Genomic DNA, 23,529 nt, shown 5'->3' with positions numbered 1-23,529 from the left:
CATTAAGTATAATATTACTTAAATTTGTCTTTCACTTTTTAATTCAACCATAATTTCATTTTTAGAGCAGAGTTTTTTAATCACTATGGATAAAATATGCTAAGAAAAATTCTATTGTTTAAGCTTTCTATTGTATTAGTCTTTTGGTTAATGAACCCTGTTTTAACTTATGCCCAAGTTAGAAAGATCACAGGAAGAGTTTATAATGAACAAACCCAGCAGCCGGTTCTCAATGCGAAAGTGTTTGTAGAAAAATCTCTAACGTCAGCTCATACTAATGCCTTAGGATATTTTCAATTAGAAATATCTTATAATACTAAATTTTTATGGATTGAGCATGTTGCTTTCAAAAGGTCAAGGGTTTCTATTCCCGAAAAAGATAAGTTCGCTGTTATTATAGAACCGTCAATTTCAGCTATGCCAAGGTTGGATATTGAAAGTAATGTTCAATTGCCATTTCAAGACAGCTTAGAAATATCACCATCAGAAAGAGGTCCCTATGCTGATGTTTCATATAAAGGTGGTTGGCAGGAGTTTTATACTCAATTTGAAAAGCACGTTGTCTCTGACTCCTCCTTTGATAAAAGAGCATTTGATGCTGTCCTTGAGTTTACCATCAGTGAGACAGCAGAAATAATGAATTTAGAAGTTTTCCCGAAAGGAATTAAAGAGTCTGAAATTTTGAAAAGGGCATTGTATAAAATGGACTCCTGGTTACCAGCTATACAGAATGATATGGCTACTTTTCAACGTGTAAGCTTTCCTGTATCTTACGGAAATAAAAATATCGAACCAATATATTTTGAAGAAGCTGGGTTAACCAGTGAAATGCTGAGTTTATTCTATGATAGGTTGATAAAAGATATTGACCCCCCTTTTGACTTGCGAAATAGAAATGTTAGCACCACTGTCATAACTGAGTTTATAATTCAGATTAATGGTGAAATAACGGATGTTAAATGTAGCTCAGCTCATGAAGAATTTAAACAGAATATAAAAAATGCTATTACTTCCTTCGGAGGGTGGGACTTAAATAGATATGAGTTGTTACCGGAACCGATAAAAGTTTACCTTCCCTTTCATATTATTGACAATAGCACTCAGAATAGTCAGCAATATGTAGAGAAAATTCCGGAAAAATATAAAAAGGGTGTTTTGATTAATTATAACATTTCAGATAATTCCGAAAGGCATAATTTAATGAATGCTACACCCCGATTTCCCGGTGGATACGAAGCACTTCAAAGATTTATTGAAAAGACCAGGAAGGATTTTGAATATGATATCCCACCAAATAGAACTGGTGGTAATGTATTTGTAGAAATTACAATCAATGATTATGGAAAAATATTAGATAAAAGAATTTTATCAGGACTCACTGAAAAGCTTGACCGTGAAGCATTAAGAATAATATCTGAAATGCCTAATTGGACATTTTCACGAGGCAAAATACCACCTGAAACTAAAGTTAAGGTGAGAGTTCCATTTTACTTAGAAAGTTCTCACTTTATGCATAATGCAGATCAATTACATTTTAGAGCCCTGCAAAAATATAAAAAAGGAGATATAGAAAAAGCAATAAAACTGGTTTCAAAAGCTATAGATAAATATCCTATAGAAATAAAGTATTATCTAGATAGAGCAGGCATGTATTTTGAAATCGGAGATATAAAAAAGGGATGCACCGACTTAAACAAAATCAAAGTTTATGATCAGGGTGCATTGAGTTTGTATAATAAACATTGTGAAAAGTTATAAACATTTCTAATTCGCGCCTAAGCTATATAAAGCTATGGTTGAGTAAGGCAATATCTGACATAAATGCCTTCTTTTAATAATAATATTTAACCATGGCTTTGATCATTTATACTTTTTACTCGATTCGGTAAACCGGATATTCCATATATGCTTCCTCCGAGTAAGGAGAGTTTTCATAAATCACCTTTAACTGACCGTAGGCATTGCCTTCTAATTCAGGATTTTCTTTGATCGCATTTTCTAAGACTTGTTTTAACTTCGGATCATTTTCTAGTATTTCCTTTGCCAGGTCTTCAAACACATATGGCGAAAAATGCTCTTTGCGCTGGAGCTTTGTGTCAAAAAAGTTCCAGGCAAAAAATGAGTCCGGCGCTTCTGGTTCGAGAACTTCGATGATGTATCGTTTGGAAGGTTGGTTTACATCAATCAGGTAATCTCCTTTTCTTAAGTTTACCCGTTTTTGATCCTTACTTATTTTCACATTATAGTGAAGGTAATGCCCTTCATATGGCATCCGGCTGGTTTCATAGGTTTCGATAGTATATGCAGCCACTAAAATAGAGGTATCTTTTTGTATCGGGTTGAGTGCTACATCATTATTTTTCAATCTTCTGATTACTTCATGCCATTGTTGAGGGACTACATAATGTGAGGGTGCATTTATAATATTTTTAGGCTTATACGAATCATAGAACTTCACCTCTTTTTCAAACGGCTTATCATGGTTGTAATACAAACGTTCTCCACCTGATATGTCACTTTTAATGATCTCTCCTTCGTATCCTTTGAAGTTTAATATCTGGTAATTTGTAGTATCAATTTCCCAGGAAAGGGAAAACCTTGTTTGATCCATTAAATTCTGGCGATCTTTTTTCTGAGCCTCAACTATTTCATCACCGTGTTTTTCAAGAGCAGATAAGCAAGCTGTTAACCATTCGTAGGTAGCAAGTACTCTTTGCTTAAATGGTTTTAGCATATGAGTTTCACTTTGAAAAGCAATAGTTTGAAAAAGAGCAGCATAGCCTGATGAATATCGCGGACCATCGAGAAACTGCCTCCAGCCTGAATCCGGCGTTCTTCCAAAGACATTGACATAGGGGACAGTTGGGAAATCTGCTTTTTCCATTTTCTCAAACAGGAAAGGCATTAATAATTCCTCTTGCAATTTTGCCGTAGCTCCTCCCAGTTTATCTTTTTGTGGATAAACCATTGTCATCACATACTGATAATCGGCGCCATTGGAAACGTGTGTGTCTACTAACAGATGTGGTTTTACCCGATGAAATGTATTTTGAAAAGCAAAAGCGTTTCTAGTATCAGATTTTATAAAATCCCGGTTAAGGTCAAAGTTTCTTGAATTGCCTCTGAACCCATATTCTTCCGGGCCACTTTGGTTCGCCCTGGTATAACTGTTTCTATTTAAAACTCCTCCAATATTATAAAATGGAATAATAGCAATTACTATATCTTCATCAATATCGATTTTTCCATTTGCGACATCTCTCAAAAGCATCATAGAAGCCTCTACACCATCAGGTTCTCCCGGATGAATGGCATTGTTGATCATTAATATTTTCTTATTATTTCTGTGTAATTGAGGAAAGTTAAAAACACCGTTTTGAGAATAAGTAACCAGGTGAAGAGGCTTTCCTGAATCTGTTATTCCGACAGAATCCATTTGAATGGAAGTGTGTTTTTGCGCAAGGTTTCTATAAAATTCTATACCCTCCTCGTAGGAAGCTGTTTTTGTTCCCCCGGATTGCTCAAAAACTGTAGAGTTTTGTCCCGATGCAAAATTAAATGAGAAAGTAAAAACGATTAATAAAAGTGTAGATGCTGACAGAAAGTCTTTTAAAGGTGTTGTAGATGACATTTTGGCTATTTTATTTGTCATAACAAATGAAAAAATTATTTGGAACAAACTTTGCACTAAATATCATGAATTAATTGAAGAAAGTTGAGGTTGATATGAAAATTTATAACAAAATTCCAAAAGAACTATTGTTAACAACGGACTTCATGAATACAATTAATGGAGGTAGTGTACAAGCCAAAGTTAATTTTAAGCGATTAAAAGATAATTACAGGTTGATTGTCAGAGTTCCGGGGATAAATCCTGATGAACTCAACGTAGATATATTTAATGATAAATTGACCGTTAGTAAATTTATTGATACCTACGAATCAAATGTTAAAGTTCCCAGGGTATATGCCATGGTGACTTTACCAAGAGATGTTGATTATCAGCGTATTGAAGCTTATGGAGAAGATGAGAAATTAGTTGTTAACCTTCCTTTTAACCATGATGGTGGAGGATTTTATAAAAAGATTAATGTTAAACAATATCCTGATGGTAGATCATTCTAAATGCTCACCCAGGTAAAAAAAATTATTAGAACTTAATTTAATCAGGCCTTTAGTTTCTACTAAAAAGGCCTGATTTGTTTTTTTAAGACCAATATATTCTATTTTTTGTTCTGGCTCAGATTTGATCAATGTCAATCTTTGTCCTTCAGGAAACCATTTGGCAATATTATCTCTGATCATCGAGTATTTAATATCTCTATCGATAACACCAAATAAAGGGTCTCCGCTTATCAGGCTTTTTAATTCATTAATGTCATCAAATATCAATAACTGATCGCAATTCTTATTTTTTAGCCAATCCTGGATGCGATCAAGATCAGTTGAATTATTTATATAAGGAATTTTTTCTATAAAAAAGTCAATGTCATCTGTTGTTTCGTTCACAATAGCATCCGGTTTTATGCCATGAGCATTACAAAAGCTTATAGTTTCGGAATTGACAATTAGGTAAGGACTCCATTCAAGTAGATTATGAAGAACTTTAAGAATTATACTGTTACTATTCCTTAAATAGATCGCTGGCTCCTGACCTTCTCTGATTACGTGATGTGAAGACATGGCTCAAATCTAGAAATTAGGTTTTAAACCCTAAGCCTATTCCATTCTTTTATTTCTTCCCAGGTGTAATTATTCTGAGGTTTGACATTGCCATAAGCTTCTTCAAAGAAGGATCGGATGATATCCAGGAACTCTTCTTTAGGAATACTGCTCTTATGAATCGGTCGACTAAAAGGATGGTCAAACCGTTGCGCTTTTGAAAGCTTTTCACGAGATAACCTTAAAATTGGGCCTGTATCTGTAATTTTATCCCCTGCCCAGATGCCCGGATTTTTCTCTAAGGCATTTAATTTCTCACTTAAAGGAGTCAGGTCAACACGGGGATAACTCAAGCGGTTGGTGTCCACCCAAGTGGTATATTTGTATTCCAATTCAAACCTGTTTTCAGGATAAACGGAAAGAACCATGTCGGAATTTTCAGTTTCTTTGAACAGGGAATAATAATGTATAGGTTTTTCAGCATGAATAACTGTGAGTCGAATGGATTCGTCATAGTCGTTTGAGGTAATATTTGTCAGACCATCTAAAACACTATCGTATTCTTCTTTCCAATAATCAGCATATTTATTGATGTCATTCAAATACGATTTTAATCTCGGAAGGAAATACTCATACTTTTCTATGCATGCAGAACTTTCTTTATCCTCTTGATCCTGTGCTTCAAAAGGAGCGTAAAAATGATCTTTTTCAATCTTGTTAATCAGGCAAACTAGTTTAAGTGCCTTGTCATTTATTGGATCAGTCAGGTCGGGTAATTCTCTGAAATCTCCGATTAGGGCAGCCTGTCTGATTAGTTGTTTATTCTTTATTGCTAATTCCGGTTCTATAACTGACCATACGCCTAAGAAGCCATCAATATCAAAATGATTATTGGTGACATACTTATACTCTTGGGTAAGTCCTGTTTCTATTGCATTCAGGCATATTGCTGCCGAAGTGTCATCGTGAAGGTCTTCAGGTGAAGAAGACCCTCGCCAATGACTTAAAGGAAGTGCCTTACGATGGGTACAATCCACCGCAAGGCACTTTTCTGGTTCTGGTATATTATGAAACGGAACGAATTTCATTCTAGAATCTGGCTGTAAAACCAACAAGGAAGTTTCTACCGGCCTGAGGGTAAAAGTACTGAGTGCTTCCCCACATATAGCCATTATTTGCATATTCCTGATCAAATATATTATTCACTAATAAATCTAATGAAAGTGATTTAATACCTGATTTTATTGGAATATTGTATCCTACTTTCAGGTCATTTACAAAGTAATCATCAAGTTTACTAACTTCTCTTCCTGAATTATCCAGGTATTGAGAACCAACATATTTATTGATCAGGTTAATAGACAGATCATCTGTTGGATTATATCGCAGGATTACCGAACTGATTACATTAGGTGAAAATGCAATCGGAGTATCTTCATAAGTAACGAGGTCTGTTTCTCCAAATGTTCTAAACTCCTCAATTCGATTTCTACTAAAGCTAATATTTCCTTCAACTGTAAACTGATTACTGAAATTATAAAGACCACTTACTTCAATTCCGGCCCTGTAGCTCTCTCCTGCATTTTGCCTGATATATCCTCCAACATCATTTACAGCACCGGTAAGTACAAGCTGATTCTCATAATACATAAAATAAGAATTAACCTCTGCGGCAAATTTGTATCCCTGGCTTCTAAATCCTAATTCAAAGTCATTAAGCTTTTCAGGTTTAGGTTGTTCACCTTGTGGAGCATCAACAAAATCACTTCTCACTGGCTCTCTTCTTCCAACTGCATAGCTGGCATACAGGCTCAGATTATTACTAATAGCATAGTTTAATCCAACTTTCGGATTAACAAAGTTGAAGTCATAATTCATTGATCTCATTTCAGGAGAACCATCAAAAACGCCTTCCATTGTGTAATCGATCATTCTGAATTGGATATCACCGAAAACCGATAACTTTTGATTGAAGTCGTATAATCCTTTAACATAAAAGTTGTAATCATCTTTTACAGAGGTATTTCGATACCATTCGTAATCGTTTTCTGTCTGAGAAGCATATCTTGCCCAGATTACCTCTCCAAAATGATCTCCGTCATACCTGTTGATAGCACCACCAAAAGTTAATTGATAAGGTGCATCCGGATTAAATTCTGCTGAAAAAGTGGCACCATAAAAATGATTATCCAACCATTTGCGTCTGACCAGGTCAGTTTGATTAATTGTGCTATCCTGGAAAACCAATGGTTCAAGATAATAATCGCTAAATGGTTCAGAACCATGATACTCTTCATAGTAACCTTTACCACGAGTATAATGTAATGCAGTATTAATTTTCCAGTTAGCCAGCCCACTATAAGTATAAAGAAGCTGGTAATGATCCTGGCCATAATTATCCACCTGGTCATCATAATACCCTTCTTCGCCAAGCTGGTTGAAATAATAACCTGCCCAGTTATGAGTTCTTCCGAAGGTAGCGATATCTTCTGCACTGACTCCATACCATGCCTGGTAGGTTCTTTCTCTTCCTGAAAGCACAATAAATTTCAATAAGTGATCGTCAGAAGTATATGCAGCAGCAAGATTTAAAGATCTTAGGTCACTACTTGCCCGATCAATAAATCCATCACTTTCAATTTTTGACAAACGACCTTCAATAATGAAATGATCGTTGAGTAATCCCGATCCAAATTTTACGGTCGACTTATAAGTATCGAAAGACCCTGCAGATAGGGCTACTTCGCCATATGCATCATCCTGCATGTTGTTAGTTTCTATATTCACAGATGCTCCAAATGCACCTGAGCCGTTGGTTGAAGTTCCTACACCTCTTTGGATCTGGATACTTTCTACTGAAGAGGCAAGATCGGGCATGTTGACCCAGAAAGTACCGTGGCTTTCAGAATCATTGATTGGAATACCATTAATTGTTACATTAATTCGCGTAGCGTCACTACCCCGAATACGGATCCCGGTATAACCTACACCAGCTCCGGCATCGGAAGTTGATACAGCAGAAGGTGTTAAATTGAGCAGAAATGGCATGTCCTGGGCAAGGTTTAGTTCATTGAGCTCTTTTTTATCAATGTTTTGATAAGTGGTTGGAGTTTTTGCGCCAGCTCTTAATGCAGATACCGTCACCTCCTGATTTTGAATTACCTGCTCCTTTAATACAGCATCGATAGAGGATTGCTCAGGTATCGAAATTTCCTTGCTGAATTTTTGGAAACTAATATGGCTGATTTTGAGCATGTAATTGCCAGAAGGAATATCCTGGAATTCAAATTTTCCATCTGCATCAGTAACAGTTTTGGATTTTTCTCCCAGCAATACGTAAGCTCCGACAACCGGCTCGCCATTTACATCCGAAATGCTCCCGGAAAATGAATGTTGAGCCTGTATCATGAATGATACAAAAGTGAAAATGCTTAATAGAGTTAAGCGAAACATAATTTAAGGTTTTAAAGGTTTAACATCAGCAAGACAGGGGTAGCTGAACCTTAACCTCAATGGTGTTTGTTATTAATCTTAAATCTTACTCCCTTCGTCCGCACTACCGGAATCAGGTGATAAGGGTATGATCTCAGCCCGAAATTTTTAGGGCACCCCTGAATTTGCAGTGCAATTCTAATAATAAGGACGCATATTCTGCAATAATGTTTAGAAAATATTATTTTGGAACAAATAAACATCTATGACAAAAATAAAAGATTCTATTGTTTGGATTACCGGGGCGTCCTCCGGAATTGGTGAGGCCCTTGCTATAGAGCTAAGTGAAAATGGGGCTAAAGTTATTCTTTCGGCAAGAAGAGAAGAAGAACTTGAAAAGGTCAGGTCTCAATGTAAAGGAACAGGTCATATGATTTTGCCTTTGGATGTGACGAATGTTGAAACCCTACAGCCTGCATTTGATAAAGTATTAAATGAATATGGCTCTTTAGATATATTGATCAATAATGCAGGTGTAACCCAACGGTCTCTTGCGGCAGAAACCGATCTTTCTGCCACACGAAAAATAATGGAAGTAAATTTCTTTAGTGCTGTTGCCCTGACTCGCATAGTTTTACCATATTTTATTGAAAGGAATGCCGGACACATTGTAGCGACTAGTAGTGTTACCGGAAAATATGGCACACCTTATCGATCAACTTATGCTGCAAGTAAACATGCTCTTCATGGATATTTTGATTCTCTTCGGGCTGAAAATTCAAAACACGGGATAAATGTTACACTGGTTTGCCCGGGCTTTATAAAAACGCCGATCACATTAAAGGCAGTTACTGCTGATGGAAGTCCACTGGGAACTCTTGAGCCTGGAAATCTTCACGGTATTCCAGCAGATAAGTGTGCGAGAAAAATCGTTCGCTCGCTAAAGAAAAATAAGCGGGAAGTCTATATAGCAGGGCTTAAAGAATCTAGTGGATTGGTTCTTAAAAGATTGTGGCCGGGGATGATGGCTAAGGTATTGGAGAAAATAGATGTTACCTGAGTGAATTAATAAAATCAATTGCTTTTTGAGTTCTTTCAGGGTCTTCACCTTCCACGATGATGAAAGGCTTTGGCTGATTTTTGAGCTCTTTTAAATACATATCAAACAGAATGTCCCTGTCTAAGGGGTTTTCTCTCAATTCATCTTCTTCCCAGGGAATATCTGCTTTGGTTAAGATGAAGGCATCGAAATTCTGCTTTTTAAGCAGGTATTTTATGAATGGGTGTGTTTTCCCGTATTTATATTCACTCCAGATCTTAATGACAAGCATTTCAGTATCTGCAATGAACAAGTTGCTTTTGTCTTTGCGGATATTATTCCAGCTCCACCACTGCCCTTTAGCAATTTCGGGCAGGTCACTTTCTTCATACTCCCGATCAATATTAATAAGATACTCCCGGGCATACTCAGGAACATAGCTGGCATCAAAATGCTCAGCCAGCTTTTTAGTAAGTGTGGTTTTACCTGAGCTCTCAGGTCCTGTTACTGCGATTCGTAATTGTGTTCCTTTTTGTAAGTTTTTATCCATTCAATCAGCCCGACAACGGCCATAATTAAAAATACAAGATATTGAAAGGCAGTAAATGCCAGTTCTTTATGAATATATAATGGAACGGAGGCAAGGTCTGTGATGATCCATGCTATCCAGTTTTCAACTTTTTTCTTTGCCATCAAATACATCCCGGTCATCGCTACAGAAGATGTAAATGCATCATAATATACCACATCACTGTCAGTAAGACTTAATATCATTACGATTGTTACCCAGAATAACCCGGTCATCAGAATAGAGATGATATTTTCTTTTGTCGAATTAATTGTGACAGGAGTATGATGGGCAGGGTCGTTTGGGTCTCTCCGTGACCAGACATACCATCCATAAATACTCATTATAAAATAATAGGTATTGATACCCATGTCTGCATAGAGCTTGAATTTATAGCAAATGTAGATATAGACTACCACAGAAATAATTCCCGTCGGATATACCCAAATACTTTTCCGGATAGAGAAAAAGACACTGGTAATTCCAAATACCACTCCGATGACTTCGAGCCAGGTCATGTTTTGAATACCATTTTGAATACCCTGAACAAAAAATTCGATCATAATTGGACTATTTCTGACATATGAAAGGCAAAACTAACTAAATAAAAAATAATTTATCCAAACTTGTTTTAAATGTGGTGGACTAAAGCTAATTTTGCACGGCAAATAATAGTTCCTATTAAGTTATTTGCTATGTCAATAGACTCATCAAAATTTCTCTACGAAGCGCTCACTTATGATGACGTGCTTTTAGTACCGGCCTACTCAGATGTATTGCCTCGCGATACTGATACGAGTACCTACTTAACCCCAAACATCAAGCTTAATACTCCACTGGTTTCTGCAGCAATGGATACCGTTACTGAATCAGAGCTGGCTATTGCTATGGCTCTTGAGGGAGGTCTTGGTTTTATTCATAAAAATATGACCAAAGAACAACAAGCTGAGCAGGTTAGGAAGGTAAAACGATCACAAAGTGGTATGATCATCGATCCGATCACCCTTGCGATTGATGCCAAGGTAAGAGATGCTGCAATTATTATGAAAGAAAACAAGATCGGAGGAATTCCGGTAGTGGATTCAAATAATAAGCTTGTGGGTATCATTACGAACAGGGATTTGAGATTTGAGAAAAATCTAAACCTTCCTGTCAAAGATATCATGACAAGAGATCATGTAGTAACAGCAAGCGAAGGAATCAGCCTTGAAGAGGCCGAAACAATCCTACAGGAACATAAGATCGAGAAACTACCGATCACTGATGAGGATAATAATCTAATCGGGCTTATTACATATAAAGATATTCTTAAAAATAAAGACAGGCCTAATGCATGTAAAGATTCTTTTGGAAGATTAAGAGTCGGAGCTGCTGTAGGTGTTACACCTGATATCGAAGAGCGAATTACTTTGCTTGTAAAAGCAGGCGTTGACGTAGTAAGTATTGATACTGCTCACGGACATTCTAAAGGAGTGATCGATATGGCGAAGTCAATTAAGAATAAATTTCCTGACCTTGATATGATCGTCGGAAATATCGCTACAGCTGAAGCAGCAATTGCATTGGCAGATGCCGGAGCAGATTGTGTAAAAGTCGGTGTAGGGCCAGGAAGTATTTGTACTACACGGGTGATTGCCGGAGTGGGTGCACCTCAGTTGTCTGCTGTATATGAAGCATCAAAAGCGCTAAAAGATCGTCCAACAAAGGTAATTGCTGACGGTGGTATTAGATTCTCAGGTGATATTGCAAAAGCAATAGCTGCCGGAGCTGATAGCATTATGATCGGGTCATTACTTGCCGGAACAGAAGAGGCTCCGGGAGAGGTAGTGATTTACGAAGGTAGAAAATACAAGACTTACCGCGGGATGGGTTCTGTGGAAGCAATGGAATCAGGTTCAAAAGATCGATATTTCCAGGATGCTGAAGATGATATTAAGAAATTAGTTCCTGAAGGAATTGTCGGTAGAGTACCATTCAAAGGGCTTGTTTCCGAAGTTATCTATCAATTAGTTGGAGGATTGAAGGCTTCAATGGGCTACTGCGGTGCAGGAAATATCGAGGCAATGAAAGAAGCTAAATTCGTCAAGATTACTGCTGCCGGTGTAAAAGAAAGTCACCCTCACGATGTTCAGGTTACACGAGAAGCACCTAACTACAGTGTCAAATATTAAATAGCGACTTAACAAAAAATAACGATAAAAAAGAGCTGCTCTTCGGGCAGCTCTTTTATTTTTGTTTCCGGTTAAAAAAGTTAAATATTATATTGGCGCCATGTTATCGACGAAGATCATAAGAAGACTGGTATTTTTCGGAGCCTTATTCAGTTGGATAGGCCTTTCAGTTGTCGACGTGGTCATTCTTTTTACCACTAAAAATGCCCTGGCGGTAAATATTGAAAACTTCTTTTCCCGGGCATTTCTGGATTCGTTTATAATATTTCTTTTTGTATACTATCATTTCCAGGTACAACGCTATGCCAGTAGTAACTTCATTGATCTGCTTTGGAGGGTTTTCATTACCGGGCTACTGGCAATTTTTGTTTCAATAGGTCTTTCGTATTTCCTTTCAATCTTTGAAGGCCATAGTTTCGCAGTAAATCCATTTGTTCTTAATATTCAATATCATATAAACATTGGAGTGATCTGTGCGCTGCTCATTTCATCCTATCATGTATTCAAGCGACTGATCCTTTACCAGAAAACCATTTCATTATTAAGAATATGGAATGTTTTTGAATATACATTACTGGCCTCAGTGTTATTGAATTTTTGGGACCTTGAATTTACAGAGCCTTTTTCGCTTTCTGTATTCTTTTTTCTGACAGTGATGAGTATTATTCTGTCGGTAAATATGAAATGGGTTGCTTATCTCAATTTCAATCAGAAATTAAAAAGTATCCTGTTGCTTACTTTATCCGGGGTTTATTTATACTACTTTATCAATCTGGTACTGGTAAGAGTAAATCTGGAAGCAAGCATTACACTTCTTCAGTCTAATGTGACAATAATTGCTTTATTCACATTTGTATCGGTCTATGTGGTTTTCTCAGTGTTAGTTCTTCTTTTCAATCTGCCGACAAGTTCTGTTTTCGAACAAAAACTCGGAGATGTATTGAGGTTTAAAGATCTTTCCCAAACCTTTCATTCAGAACAAAAAGATGAATTTGTTTTTGATGTGTTGCTTAACAGCTCGATGAGTGCAGTACTGGCAGATGCCGGATGGTTAGAAATAACAGAAAAAGGAAAGGAGTTGTTGCTGCATTATGAAATTTCCGGTTCAGATATCGCAGCAATAAAAACTAATATTGATACATCAAAAGATAAGAAATCCTCGATTTTCAGAAGAAGAAAGATTTATTCATTAAATAAAGGAGCATATAAATCTGTTTTGGTCTGTCCGATTAATATTCAAGGTGTATCAGCCGGAGACCTCGTCCTTTTAAAAGAAGTTAAGGACGGCTTTAATAAAGATATGCTTGAGATCATCGAAACATTTACGGCCCAGGCTGTGATTTCGATCGAAAACGCCAGGTTAATGGAAGAGGCAATAACTACTGAGCGATATAAAGAGGAACTAAAGATTGCCCAGAAGGTATCTGAAAGTCTGCTTCCGGACAGGCTGATCGAACATGAAAGTTATGAAATTACCAGCTTTTCACAGGCTGCCGATGAAGTTGGAGGTGATTATTACGATACGTTCAGAATCGATGAAGAAAACATAGCCCTGGTGATAGCAGACGTTTCCGGAAAGGGAACTTCAGCTGCATTTAATATGTCTCAGGTGAAAGGTGTTTTTCATAGTCTTGTACCCTTTGGACTTGACCCGATAGATTTTATTGTCAGGGCCAATGAAACGCTAAGCCGTATTCTTGAAAAAAATAATTTTGTTACTTTATCGTATTTTATAGTAAATACACAAGAGAAATCAGTTCGATTCGTTCGGGCAGGGCATTGTCCGACTTTATATTATTCAAAAGAAGAAGACAGAACTTTCTATTTTAAGAATAAAGGACTAGGACTTGGCGTGATCAGGAAAAAGGAATATCTGCCATTCGTTCAGGAGATTGAATCAATTTATCAATCCGGCGATATAATGGTGGTATATACTGATGGTATTACTGAAGCAACAAATCCCGATGGAGTAGAGTTTGGCTATGATAGATTACAACATTGTCTAACCAGGTTCAAAGACCTTAGCGCACTTGATATTCAAGATGCCATTATTAGAGAAGTTTACCATTTTTGTGACACCAATCCGTTGAAGGATGACTATACCATGATGGTAATTAAATTTAAATAGATATAACTAACTATAAATTTTTTCGTACAAAATGCTAGAAATCAGCACTAAAAAACAAGAAGGCATATACCATATTATTATTACAGGTGAGGTAGATGCAAGTTCATCAATAGAACTCGATAAGCAGATTTCAATGGCTTTGGATAAAGGCGAGAACAAGTTACTAATCAATTGTACCGGATTATCGTATATATCTTCTGCAGGGCTGGGGGTTTTCATGTCATATGTAGAACCAATGGAGGCGGAAGATTTGAAGATGGTGATATTTGGACTTAGCACCAAAGTATATAATACATTTGAGATCCTTGGTTTACACCAGGTGTTAACAATAAAACAAACTGAAGAGGAGGCAAAGGGATATTTAAATGAAATTTAGATATAAAGCTAGTTGCAGAAAAAACAATCTAAGGCATATCAGGGATTTTGTATCTACATCCTTGTCTAATTGGCAAATGTCAGAAACTGACGTCTACAATTTAGTGACTGCCATAGATGAAGTATGCGCTAACCTTATTATCCACGGCAATGATTGTAATACAAAACAAATATTCGAAGTTTATATCAGTAAAAAAGAGAAAGATCTCATTCGCGTTGATATTGTAGATCCTTCATGCATATTTGATATTAATGGATACAAAATGCCGGATCTTAACGATTTGATTAAAAAAAGAAGCAAAGGCGGCATGGGATTAATGCTTGTAAAGCGACTTATCGATAAGATTGAATTAGAGAGTGATGACTTTGGTAACCGCTGCGTATTATATAAAAAGCTTTCATTAAGTTAAACTTTGCAAAAAAACAGCTTTCCTTTCCATTAAACATCTACTTTTTCTTAACATTGCAGGTTGCATATAATCAACTTAAATTTTTGATGATCCGAAGCTTATCAACAATTTCCTTATTGATGGCGATCCTGGTTTTTGGATGCCGGGTGAATACTTTTGAAACAGAGGAGGCAGAACCATTATTGGTGGTTGCTAATGACAGCATTAGTGTTGCTGAGTTTTTATATGCTTTTAATAAAAACAACCGTGATACATCAGGGTCTGTAAACTCCAGAGTGAGAAATTATCTGGATTTATACATTGATTTTAAGTTGAAAGTAGCTGAGGGAAGATCAATGATGGTTGATACCACAGAAAAATTCAAAAGAGAATACAAGCAATATAAAAGTCAACTGGTCAAACCTTATCTTTTAACCTCTCAGGTATCTGATTCTTTAGTAAAGATGATGTATGACCGAACTCAGAAAGAGATCAAGGCATCACATATTCTAATCACTGTCAAAGAAGAGGCCTCACCTCAGGACACCTTAAAAGCGTATAATAAAATTTCAAAACTGAAGAATAAAATTGATCAAGGTGCTGACTTTGGTCAAATAGCATTGGAATATTCAGAAGATCCTTCTGCGAAAATTAACAGTGGAGAACTTGGTTATTTTACAGCTTTTCAAATGGTAGAGCCTTTCGAGGATGCTGTTTACAATACACCCGTTGGAGAAATTTCAGATCCTGTACGTACACGATTTGGATATCACATCGTTAAAGTAGAGAATGTACGAAAGGCTCAGGGTAAAGTATTGATTGCCCACATATACAAAAAAGCGGATAATAATAACTCTCAACAAGCCGAAGAAGAAATTACTGAGATTTACAATAAACTGGAACAAGGAGAAGATTGGGATGAATTAACCGCTAAATATTCTGAAGATGTCAGATCAAAAGATGCCGGAGGTCGTTTACAATGGTTTGGAACCGGGCAACTTGATCCGGAGATCCTTGATCCGGCATTTGGCTTGGAAAAGCCCGGTGATTATACCAAACCATTAAAGTCTAGATACGGCTGGCATATTGTAAAGCTTATCCAGAAACAACCAGTACCCGGTTTAGAAGAAACTAAAAGAGAATTAAAAATTAGACTAGCCAATTCGTCGAGAATGAAAGAATTGGAAATGTCTTTGCAAGACTCACTCAAAAAAAAGTTTGGATTCAAAAAGACAGAATATTTTAATAAGTATGTTTCGGGTGAAAATATACCTGATACAACCACTTTATTTTATATAAATGAGAAGCCTTATTCTCTGTCATATATTTTAGAACAGAAGCTAGCCGGAAGTAACCAGCAAAAGATAAATAAAGCAGTAGATTATGCCTTGGAAGAGAATGAAGTAATCTATTTGTATGAGACGAACTCTGATTTCAAATTCCTTCTTGATGAATATTCAGATGGTATGGTGTTATTTGAAGCGATGGAAAGAGAAGTGTGGGATAAAGCCAATAATGATAGCACAGGCCTGTATAGTTATTATGAAGAAATAAAAGATGAATATATTGCTGATCAATCTGCCAGGTTATGGTATACAGTGATTAAAAATAAAGATATTGCAGATAGTGTTACGAGGTTGATAGATAATGATGAAGCCTGGGTTAGTAACAAGAATAAAAGAGAAATACTTAGCAAAGATTTGCAAGCCTTAAATGTAGTTGTTGATTACGGTGTGTTTGACAGATCTGATTATTTATATTTTAAAAACTCTCCATGGCAGAAAGGTTTGCAGTATGTTAATAAAGATGGGTATTTTGCAATAATATTTATCGAAGAGAAATTATCCGCTATAAATAAACCACTGTCAAAAGTACGCGGAGAAGTTGTTTCCAGGTATCAAAAAAACCTTGAGGAGCAGTGGTTGGATAATCTCAAAGAAAAGTATGAGGTTATTGTAAATGAAGAATTATTACAATCAGTTATAAATGAACTTGAGGAGCAAAGGATTTAAAGGAATAGCTTTTATTGTAGTTATGCTACTGATGTCTTCTTGTGACTGGTTACAGTTTAAAGATGACAGTCCGGTGGAAGGCGAAAAACCGATCGCCAAAGTAGAAGATCAATATTTGTATAAATCAGATCTTAAAGGGCTTACCGGTAATGAAATGAGTGCTGCTGACAGTATAAACAGGGTAAGTCAGTATATTAATAAATGGGTGCGACAGCAACTGATTATAGCCAAAGCTGAAGATAATATGGTTATGGACGAGGCAGAGCTTGACAGAAGGTTGCTTGAATACAAATATTCATTACTGATCTACGAATACAAGAAAAAACATGTTAATGAGCAATTAGACCAGGAAGTGTCAGATGAAGAAATTCAGGAATACTATGAAAAGCACTCTGACAACTTCAAGTTAATGCAAAATATTATCAAAGGAAGATTTGTAAAACTGTCTAAGGAAGCCCCTAAAATTTCTGAATTCAGAACTAAATTCAGGGCGGCTAATATAGATGAGGAGGAACTTCAGGAATATTGCTATAATAATGCTCAGGTATATATGCTTGATGATTCTACCTGGCATAATTTTGATGAATTGATTATTGGAACACCAATTTCTGATATACCTAATAAGGTTCAATTTTTGAAGGGGAATAAATTTTATGAAACTTCAGATGATAATTTCAGGTATTTTTTAAGAATTAAAGATTATAAAATTACCGATGAGATTTCTCCTGTAGATGTGGTCAGGGATCAGATCAAAACGATAATTATTAATAAAAGAAAAGTGGAGCTATCCAATAAGTTGGAAGAAGACATATATGAAAGTGCAAAAGAAAATGAAGATTTTGAAATATTTGGACAGTAAGGTATCATTCGTTGTAGCATTATTCTTTTTATGCATAAATGTTAATGCGCAGGATAATGAAGAAGTAATAACTGCAGATGGGATTATTGCGAAAGTAGATGATTACATAGTACTAAAATCCGATCTTGAAAAAGCATACCTTGACTTTTTAAGCCGGGGTAACTATGGCGGACAAGAAACGAAGTGTCGTATTCTGCAGCAGCAGGTTATTGGAAAGCTGATGCTTGCCAAAGCTGAAATTGATTCAGTTATTGTTTCTGATGAAGATGTTACAGCGAATCTTGACCGACGTGTAGCTTCAATTATACAATCGGTCGGAGGAAATGAAGCGCAATTGGAGCAGCTCTATGGCCGTTCTCTGGAATCTATTAAAAATGAATTGAAAGATCAAATTCGCGAACAAATGACCATTCAGCGAATGCAGCAGGAGATTACTGCTAATGTATCTGTTACACCAAGGGAGGTTCAGCAGTTTTATAAAAGTATATCGGATTCATTACCTTTTATTTCAACACAGGTTACAGCTGGTCAGATCGTCAAGTATCCGGAAATCAATAAGGAAGAGAAGCAACGTGTTATCGATTTCCTCAATGATCTTAAACGCCAGATTGAATCCGGACAACTGTCTTTTGCAGATGCTGCAATGAAATATTCACAGGATCCTGGCTCTGCCGCGAAAGGTGGAGAATACGGATGGACTAAAAGAGGGAATTTCGTTCCTGAATACGAAGGAACAGTATATAGTATTGAAAAAGGAGAAATCAGTGATCCGGTGGAGTCAGATTTTGGATTTCACCTGATTCAATTACTGGACAGAAGAGGAAATGAATATCGAAGCAGACATATTTTGATAGCTCCGAAGATTACATCAGCAGATGTTGAGGATGCCAAAAATTACCTCGACAGCATGAGAACACTTATATTACAAGATAGTCTTTCTTTTGAAGAGGCAGCAAAAGAATATAGCGATGATAAATACACTGCTGATGCAGGAGGTTATTTTACAGATCAAAGTGGGGTGCCACGAGTCCTGGCTGAAGAAATGGATGCAAATATTTATTTTGCAATTGACACGATGGAGGTAGGTGATATTTCAAAACCTCTTACCTTTACAGTTTCAAGTCCGGGAACGGTAATGCACCAACAGGATGCAGCAAGAATTATTTACTATAAAGAAAGGTTTCAGCCTCACGAGGCTAACCTTACGGATGATTTCGAAAGGATCAAAAGAGCAGCTCTGATAAAAAAACAGGGCAAAAAAGAAGAGGAGTGGTTTTTGGATGCGAGAGATGAAGTTTATATTGCTATTGATCCTGAATACAAAGAATGTAAGATCATGCAATAATATATGAAGAACTTTAACTCAGACAAGGAAGCTGCCGAAGCTTTACAAAAAGCTTTCAGTGATCTAAAATCAGAAATTGGAAAAATAATTATCGGTCAGGAAAAGGTTGTAGACCTGCTTTTGATATCGATATTCTCCAGAGGCCATAGCTTACTTGTAGGGGTGCCCGGATTGGCTAAAACACTATTAATTCACACTATTGCTGATGCATTGCATCTAAGCTTTAACAGGATTCAGTTTACGCCAGACTTGATGCCTTCGGATATCCTTGGTGCTGAAACTCTTGATAAAGATCGAAATTTCAGATTTATAAAAGGCCCTGTGTTTGCCAACATCGTTTTGGCAGATGAGATCAACCGAACTCCTCCAAAGACTCAAGCTGCATTACTGGAATCAATGCAAGAGCACCAGGTAACTGTCGGAGGACAGAAATACGGTTTGCCTGAACCATTTTTTGTTTTAGCTACACAAAACCCGATCGAACAGGAAGGCACTTATCCACTTCCTGAAGCTCAGCTTGACAGGTTCATGTTCAACATTGTGCTTGACTATCCCGATTATGCTTCGGAAGTTCAAATAGTTAAAAGCACAACAGATGGCAGTGTAAAAAAAGTAGAACCTATTCTTTCAGCGGAAGAAATGCAGTCTTTTCAGGATTTGGTAAAAAGAGTCCCGGTCACTGACCATGTGATAGAATATGCAGTTAATTTAGTTCATAAGACAAGGCCAACAAGTGAGTTGGCAGACCCTATAACTAAAGAATATATTGAGTGGGGTGCAGGCCCAAGGGCTGGCCAATATCTTATTCTCGGCGCTAAATGTCATGCACTATTAAATGGAAAGTTTGCCCCGGATATAGAAGATGTACAAGCTGTATCTAAAGCTGTTCTTAGACATAGAATTGTATCTAACTTCAAAGCTGATGCTGAAGACCTTGACAATGATGCAATAATTGAAAAGTTATTATAGTATAAAAATAATTATAGATAAAAAGGGGCGATTTACTGCCCCTTTTTTAATGCTAAAATTTCACCTTTTTTATCTTGAAACTTTGTACTTCCGGTGCTCCTGTTAAAAGCTTATTTATTTCGCCATACAACACGTAAACCTCATTATATACTCTGGTAAGCGTAGTTGGAAAGCTATTGTTTACAGGCATAAAATCTACAACTTTAGCCGTTTTCCAGTTATCAAAGGATTGTAACTTATAAACACCAACCGGACCATTTGCCTGACCTAGGTTGTTACCCACCATAAGTATTGTGTTGGGGTTTATCATTAATAGTCCATCCGGAGAAGCAATGTTTTGATCAATTTGAATTTCCTGAATTTTAGCTGGATAAATAGTTGACACCTTAAATAGTTTTCCTTCATCATATTTTGCAGCAATAAGATATCCTTTTGGAGACCAGATGATGCCATTTAATCCAAAATTTCCCGCAGGGGCTTGAAATAACTCGCTTTCCGCAAATACAGACTCGTTTCCATATCGATCAATTTTGTAGATCACAGGGGAAAAACTATCTGTGATATAAGTGTTGCCATACCAATCACGAACAAGGTCATTTAAAAATTGTGGACCCGGATAAATTCCGGATAAGTCGAATCCACTAAGTTCAATATCAGAATTGTGCTTTTGTTTTAATGCAGCTACCTCAGCTAATTGGGCGATAGTAGATGGTGAACTATATTCACTTACCCCGGCATCCCCGTTACAGGCATATAACTTTTGGGTGAAATAGGAAAAGTCCATTCCGGTTGTCGTGATTAGATCACCTTTTTCCGTTAATGGCACTATATTTCCTTCAAAGTCTACACTGGTTATAATGCCTTTTCTTGCAGAAGAAACATAAAACTCTTTCTTCCAGGGGTTGAATGCAATTCCCTCAGGATAAAGACCAGGGAAATTTATCGTTATTTCTTCAGGAAGCTGAGTGTGTCTTTCATTGAATAAGTCTTCGTTCGCCGTCTCTATCTTAAAGTTTTCAGGTTGTTTTTCAGGAACTATTTCATCATTATTTGTACAGGAGTTTAAGATCACCATAGCAATAGCTACAGTCATTAGCATAGTTCTTTTCATAATTAATCAATTTGGTTTGAAAGTTTGAAGCTGGCTTGTAACTACAAGCCTTGAAGCTTTTAATTACATGATAAGAATTAATTGATCAATTACAAAATGCATAAAAAAACCGAATCATTTTGATTCGGTTTAATATCTATTCTGCTCCTTTAAATTGCCTTAGGAACCTGACATCGTTTTCTGTAAACAACCTCAGGTCTTTAACATTGTATTTTAGCATTGCGAGTCGTTCTATTCCCATTCCAAATGCAAAACCTGTGTATTTTTCTGAATCTATACCACAGTTTTCTAATACATTCGGATCGACCATGCCTGAACCAAGGATTTCCAGCCAGCCAGTATATTTACATACATTGCAGCCTTTACCTTTACAAATATTACAGGAAACATCCATCTCAGCGCTAGGTTCTGTAAATGGGAAATAAGAAGGTCTGAATCTCACCTGGGTATCCGGCCCGAACAACTCTTTAGCAAAGTGATAAAGAGTTTGTTTTAAATCCGTAAGCCCTACATTTTCATCAATATAAAGTCCTTCTATCTGATGGAAGACACAATGTGCTCTCGCTGATATAGCCTCATTTCTGAATACTCGACCAGGCATTAGGGCTCTGATCGGAGGCTTGTCAGTTTCCATAAGTCTGACCTGTACTGATGAAGTATGAGTTCTTAGAGCAATGTCCGGGTCTCTTTCAATGAAAAAGGTATCTTGCATTTCTCTCGCCGGGTGATTTGGCGGGAAATTCAAAGCGGTAAAGTTATGCCAGTCATCTTCAATTTCCGGTCCGTCAGCAACCGTAAACCCGATTCGTTCAAAAATTTCAACGATTCTGTTTCTTACTATTGTAAGGGGATGAAGGCCCCGGTTTGGTTTGGAGCAACAGGTAGAGTCGGATCAAAATCAAATGATTGAGCGCCACCTGCTTTATTATTATTTAATTCATCTATATGTGCCTGGAAAGTATCCTTAGCCAGGTTTTTAAGTTCATTTACAGCAAGACCAAAAGCTTTCTTTTGATCGTTGGGTACGTCTTTAAGCTGAGAAAATAAATCATTTATGATATTTTTTCGCCCAATAAATTTCAGTCGGTATTCTTCAAGCTGCTGCTCATTTTCAACCTTAAACGATTTAATTTCTTTTTTTAATGCTTCAATATTCTCCATGGCACAAAAATAATCAAACTATCATTCCCGCTGCAACTGTTTCATTAGTTGCTTCGTCAATTAAAATCACACTACCTGTAATTCTGTTTCTATCATATCGATCAAACAGTAATGGTTTAGTAGTTCTGATTTTTACCCTGGCGATATCATTCATGCCAATCTCTTTATCTTCTTCAACCCTGTGGAGACTGGTGATATCAACTTTGTAGTTTATTTCTTTGATCATGGCTCTGGCATCGTTCGTAGTATGCTTTACAGCATATTTTCCGCTAGGCACCATTTTCTTGTCATTCATCCAGCAAAGCATCAGGTTTATATCCTGACCAATGGAAGGCTGGTTGTTTTCTCTTACAATCATGTCTCCACGGCTGATGTCAATGTCATCTTCCAGGGTTATTGTAACAGATTGTGGGGCAAACGCTTCATCAAGCGGGCCGTCAAATGTATCAATACTTTTAATTTTAGAATTGAATCCTGAAGGCAGTACGGTAACTTCATCACCAGGTTTGAAAACGCCACCTGCGATTCTGCCTGCATATCCTCGGTAATCATGCCATTCATCAGATTGTGGTCTGATAACGTTCTGTACTGGAAATCTGCAATCTATATGATTGTGATCGCTACCGATATGAATAGTTTCCAGGAGATACAGTAAAGTACTTCCCTGGTACCATGGCATATTTTCAGATTTATTTACTACGTTATCTCCTTTTAATGCTGAGATCGGGATGAAACGAACATCCTTAACGTCCAGCTTACTGGAAAAACCCTCAAGCTCTTTTTTTATACTTTCAAAACTTTCCTCTTCAAAGTCGACAAGGTCCATTTTGTTAATACAATAAACAATATGAGGAATGCCAAGAAGAGCTGCAATAAATGTATGTCTTCTGGTTTGCTCTACAACTCCTTTACGTGCATCAATAAGAATAATTGCCAGGTTAGCTGTTGAAGCACCAGTAACCATATTTCTGGTATATTGGATATGCCCCGGAGTATCAGCAATTATAAATTTTCTTTTTGGAGTAGCAAAATAGCGGTAAGCTACATCTATAGTAATTCCCTGCTCTCTTTCATCTCTGAGTCCGTCAGTTAAGAGGGCAAGGTTAACGTTTTCGTCACCTTTTCTTTTTGAAGATTCTTCAATTGCCTGATATTGATCTTCGAATATTGATTTACTGTCGTATAAAAGTCTACCTATAAGCGTACTTTTTCCATCATCAACACTTCCAGCAGTGGTGAAGCGAAGTAGCTCCATGTCCAGGTATCCATCTGTATTATTATTTGAAGTACTCATAATTTTCAATGTAG

At 36.8% G+C, this 23,529-nt stretch carries 19 protein-coding genes, 1 pseudogene and 1 riboswitch; of the genes and pseudogenes, 11 read left to right on the top strand and 9 right to left on the bottom strand.

The window, feature by feature from the left end:
- The first annotated feature begins 96 nt into the window (after positions 1-96).
- Positions 97-1,758: a carboxypeptidase-like regulatory domain-containing protein gene (locus DCC35_RS01245; protein ID WP_137089071.1), complete on the top strand. Its 1,662-nt coding sequence runs from the start codon at positions 97-99 to the stop codon at positions 1,756-1,758.
- 115 nt (positions 1,759-1,873) lie between these two features.
- On the opposite strand, the gene DCC35_RS01240 is transcribed toward DCC35_RS01245, so the two are convergent.
- Positions 1,874-3,631 (bottom strand): M14 family zinc carboxypeptidase, encoded by a 1,758-nt coding sequence (locus DCC35_RS01240; RefSeq protein ID WP_137089070.1) that lies wholly within the window; start codon positions 3,629-3,631, stop codon positions 1,874-1,876.
- Between the two features lie 95 nt (positions 3,632-3,726).
- Between DCC35_RS01240 and DCC35_RS01235 the strand changes: the two genes are divergently transcribed.
- A complete protein-coding gene (locus DCC35_RS01235; protein ID WP_137089069.1) occupies positions 3,727-4,125 on the top strand; it encodes an Hsp20 family protein in 399 nt (132 codons plus the stop codon).
- On the opposite strand, the gene DCC35_RS01230 is transcribed toward DCC35_RS01235, so the two are convergent.
- The 3 genes from DCC35_RS01230 to DCC35_RS01220 are packed head-to-tail and all read right to left on the bottom strand — an operon-like array spanning position 4,117 to position 8,115.
- Positions 4,117-4,683: a hypothetical protein gene (locus tag DCC35_RS01230; RefSeq protein ID WP_137089068.1), complete on the bottom strand. Its 567-nt coding sequence runs from the start codon at positions 4,681-4,683 to the stop codon at positions 4,117-4,119. The genes DCC35_RS01235 and DCC35_RS01230 overlap by 9 nt on opposite strands.
- A 23-nt stretch (positions 4,684-4,706) precedes the next feature.
- The gene (locus DCC35_RS01225) at positions 4,707-5,750 is read right to left on the bottom strand and encodes a DUF6687 family protein (protein WP_137089067.1); all 1,044 of its coding nucleotides are present in this window, start codon (positions 5,748-5,750) and stop codon (positions 4,707-4,709) included.
- A 1-nt stretch (position 5,751) separates the two neighbouring features.
- Positions 5,752-8,115 carry a TonB-dependent receptor gene (locus DCC35_RS01220; protein WP_137089066.1) on the bottom strand — a complete coding sequence of 788 codons (2,364 nt, stop codon included), beginning with the start codon at positions 8,113-8,115 and terminating at the stop codon, positions 5,752-5,754.
- A gap of 72 nt (positions 8,116-8,187) precedes the next feature.
- Positions 8,188-8,285, bottom strand: a riboswitch (TPP riboswitch).
- Positions 8,286-8,359: 74 nt separating this feature from the next.
- On the opposite strand from DCC35_RS01220, the gene DCC35_RS01215 reads away from it, so the two are divergent.
- Positions 8,360-9,154, top strand: coding sequence for an SDR family oxidoreductase (locus DCC35_RS01215; protein WP_137089065.1), 795 nt, complete (start codon positions 8,360-8,362; stop codon positions 9,152-9,154).
- Here DCC35_RS01215 and DCC35_RS01210 read toward each other — a convergent pair.
- Both DCC35_RS01210 and pnuC read right to left on the bottom strand, forming a co-directional pair.
- Positions 9,147-9,683, bottom strand: coding sequence for an AAA family ATPase (locus tag DCC35_RS01210; RefSeq protein ID WP_137089064.1), 537 nt, complete (start codon positions 9,681-9,683; stop codon positions 9,147-9,149). The genes DCC35_RS01215 and DCC35_RS01210 overlap by 8 nt on opposite strands.
- Positions 9,638-10,264: a nicotinamide riboside transporter PnuC gene (gene pnuC / locus DCC35_RS01205; RefSeq protein ID WP_137089063.1), complete on the bottom strand. Its 627-nt coding sequence runs from the start codon at positions 10,262-10,264 to the stop codon at positions 9,638-9,640. The genes DCC35_RS01210 and pnuC overlap by 46 nt, the downstream gene beginning before the upstream one ends.
- A 132-nt stretch (positions 10,265-10,396) precedes the next feature.
- Here pnuC and guaB point away from each other — a divergent pair, with 132 nt between their 5' ends.
- The 8 genes from guaB to DCC35_RS01165 all read left to right on the top strand — a co-directional run bounded on the left by guaB (position 10,397) and on the right by DCC35_RS01165 (position 19,949).
- Entirely contained in the window at positions 10,397-11,872 is a 1,476-nt protein-coding gene (gene guaB, locus DCC35_RS01200) for an IMP dehydrogenase (protein WP_137092569.1), read from the top strand.
- A gap of 100 nt (positions 11,873-11,972) precedes the next feature.
- Complete coding sequence (locus DCC35_RS01195) at positions 11,973-14,000, top strand: PP2C family protein-serine/threonine phosphatase (RefSeq protein ID WP_137089062.1); 2,028 nt, start codon at positions 11,973-11,975, stop codon at positions 13,998-14,000.
- A 31-nt stretch (positions 14,001-14,031) separates the two neighbouring features.
- Complete coding sequence (locus tag DCC35_RS01190; RefSeq protein WP_137089061.1) at positions 14,032-14,376, top strand: STAS domain-containing protein; 345 nt, start codon at positions 14,032-14,034, stop codon at positions 14,374-14,376.
- A complete protein-coding gene (locus DCC35_RS01185; RefSeq protein WP_137089060.1) occupies positions 14,366-14,785 on the top strand; it encodes an ATP-binding protein in 420 nt (139 codons plus the stop codon). Before DCC35_RS01190 ends, DCC35_RS01185 begins: the two co-directional genes overlap by 11 nt.
- Positions 14,786-14,871: 86 nt before the next feature.
- On the top strand, positions 14,872-16,776 hold the full coding sequence (locus DCC35_RS01180) for a peptidylprolyl isomerase (protein WP_137089059.1): 1,905 nt from the start codon (positions 14,872-14,874) through the stop codon (positions 16,774-16,776).
- Positions 16,751-17,635, top strand: coding sequence for a peptidyl-prolyl cis-trans isomerase (locus tag DCC35_RS01175; RefSeq protein ID WP_137089058.1), 885 nt, complete (start codon positions 16,751-16,753; stop codon positions 17,633-17,635). Before DCC35_RS01180 ends, DCC35_RS01175 begins: the two co-directional genes overlap by 26 nt.
- Entirely contained in the window at positions 17,607-18,980 is a 1,374-nt protein-coding gene (locus tag DCC35_RS01170; RefSeq protein ID WP_137089057.1) for a peptidylprolyl isomerase, read from the top strand. The genes DCC35_RS01175 and DCC35_RS01170 overlap by 29 nt, the downstream gene beginning before the upstream one ends.
- Before the next feature lie 3 nt (positions 18,981-18,983).
- A complete protein-coding gene (locus DCC35_RS01165) occupies positions 18,984-19,949 on the top strand; it encodes an AAA family ATPase (protein WP_137089056.1) in 966 nt (321 codons plus the stop codon).
- Positions 19,950-20,001: 52 nt separating this feature from the next.
- On the opposite strand, the gene DCC35_RS01160 is transcribed toward DCC35_RS01165, so the two are convergent.
- From DCC35_RS01160 to cysN, 3 genes and pseudogenes are all read right to left on the bottom strand, one after another.
- Positions 20,002-21,060: a hypothetical protein gene (locus tag DCC35_RS01160; RefSeq protein WP_137089055.1), complete on the bottom strand. Its 1,059-nt coding sequence runs from the start codon at positions 21,058-21,060 to the stop codon at positions 20,002-20,004.
- Between the two features lie 136 nt (positions 21,061-21,196).
- Positions 21,197-22,221 (bottom strand): annotated as a pseudogene (gene pheS, locus DCC35_RS01155) (phenylalanine--tRNA ligase subunit alpha).
- Positions 22,222-22,234: 13 nt separating this feature from the next.
- Positions 22,235-23,515: a sulfate adenylyltransferase subunit CysN gene (cysN, locus tag DCC35_RS01150; protein ID WP_137089054.1), complete on the bottom strand. Its 1,281-nt coding sequence runs from the start codon at positions 23,513-23,515 to the stop codon at positions 22,235-22,237.
- Positions 23,516-23,529 lie beyond the last annotated feature (14 nt).

It is taken from the genome of Mangrovivirga cuniculi (assembly GCF_005166025.1).
Classification (GTDB): domain Bacteria; phylum Bacteroidota; class Bacteroidia; order Cytophagales; family Cyclobacteriaceae; genus Mangrovivirga; species Mangrovivirga cuniculi.
The sequence above is the reverse complement of the archived record's forward strand: the minus strand, read 5'-3'. Positions and strand labels throughout refer to the sequence as shown.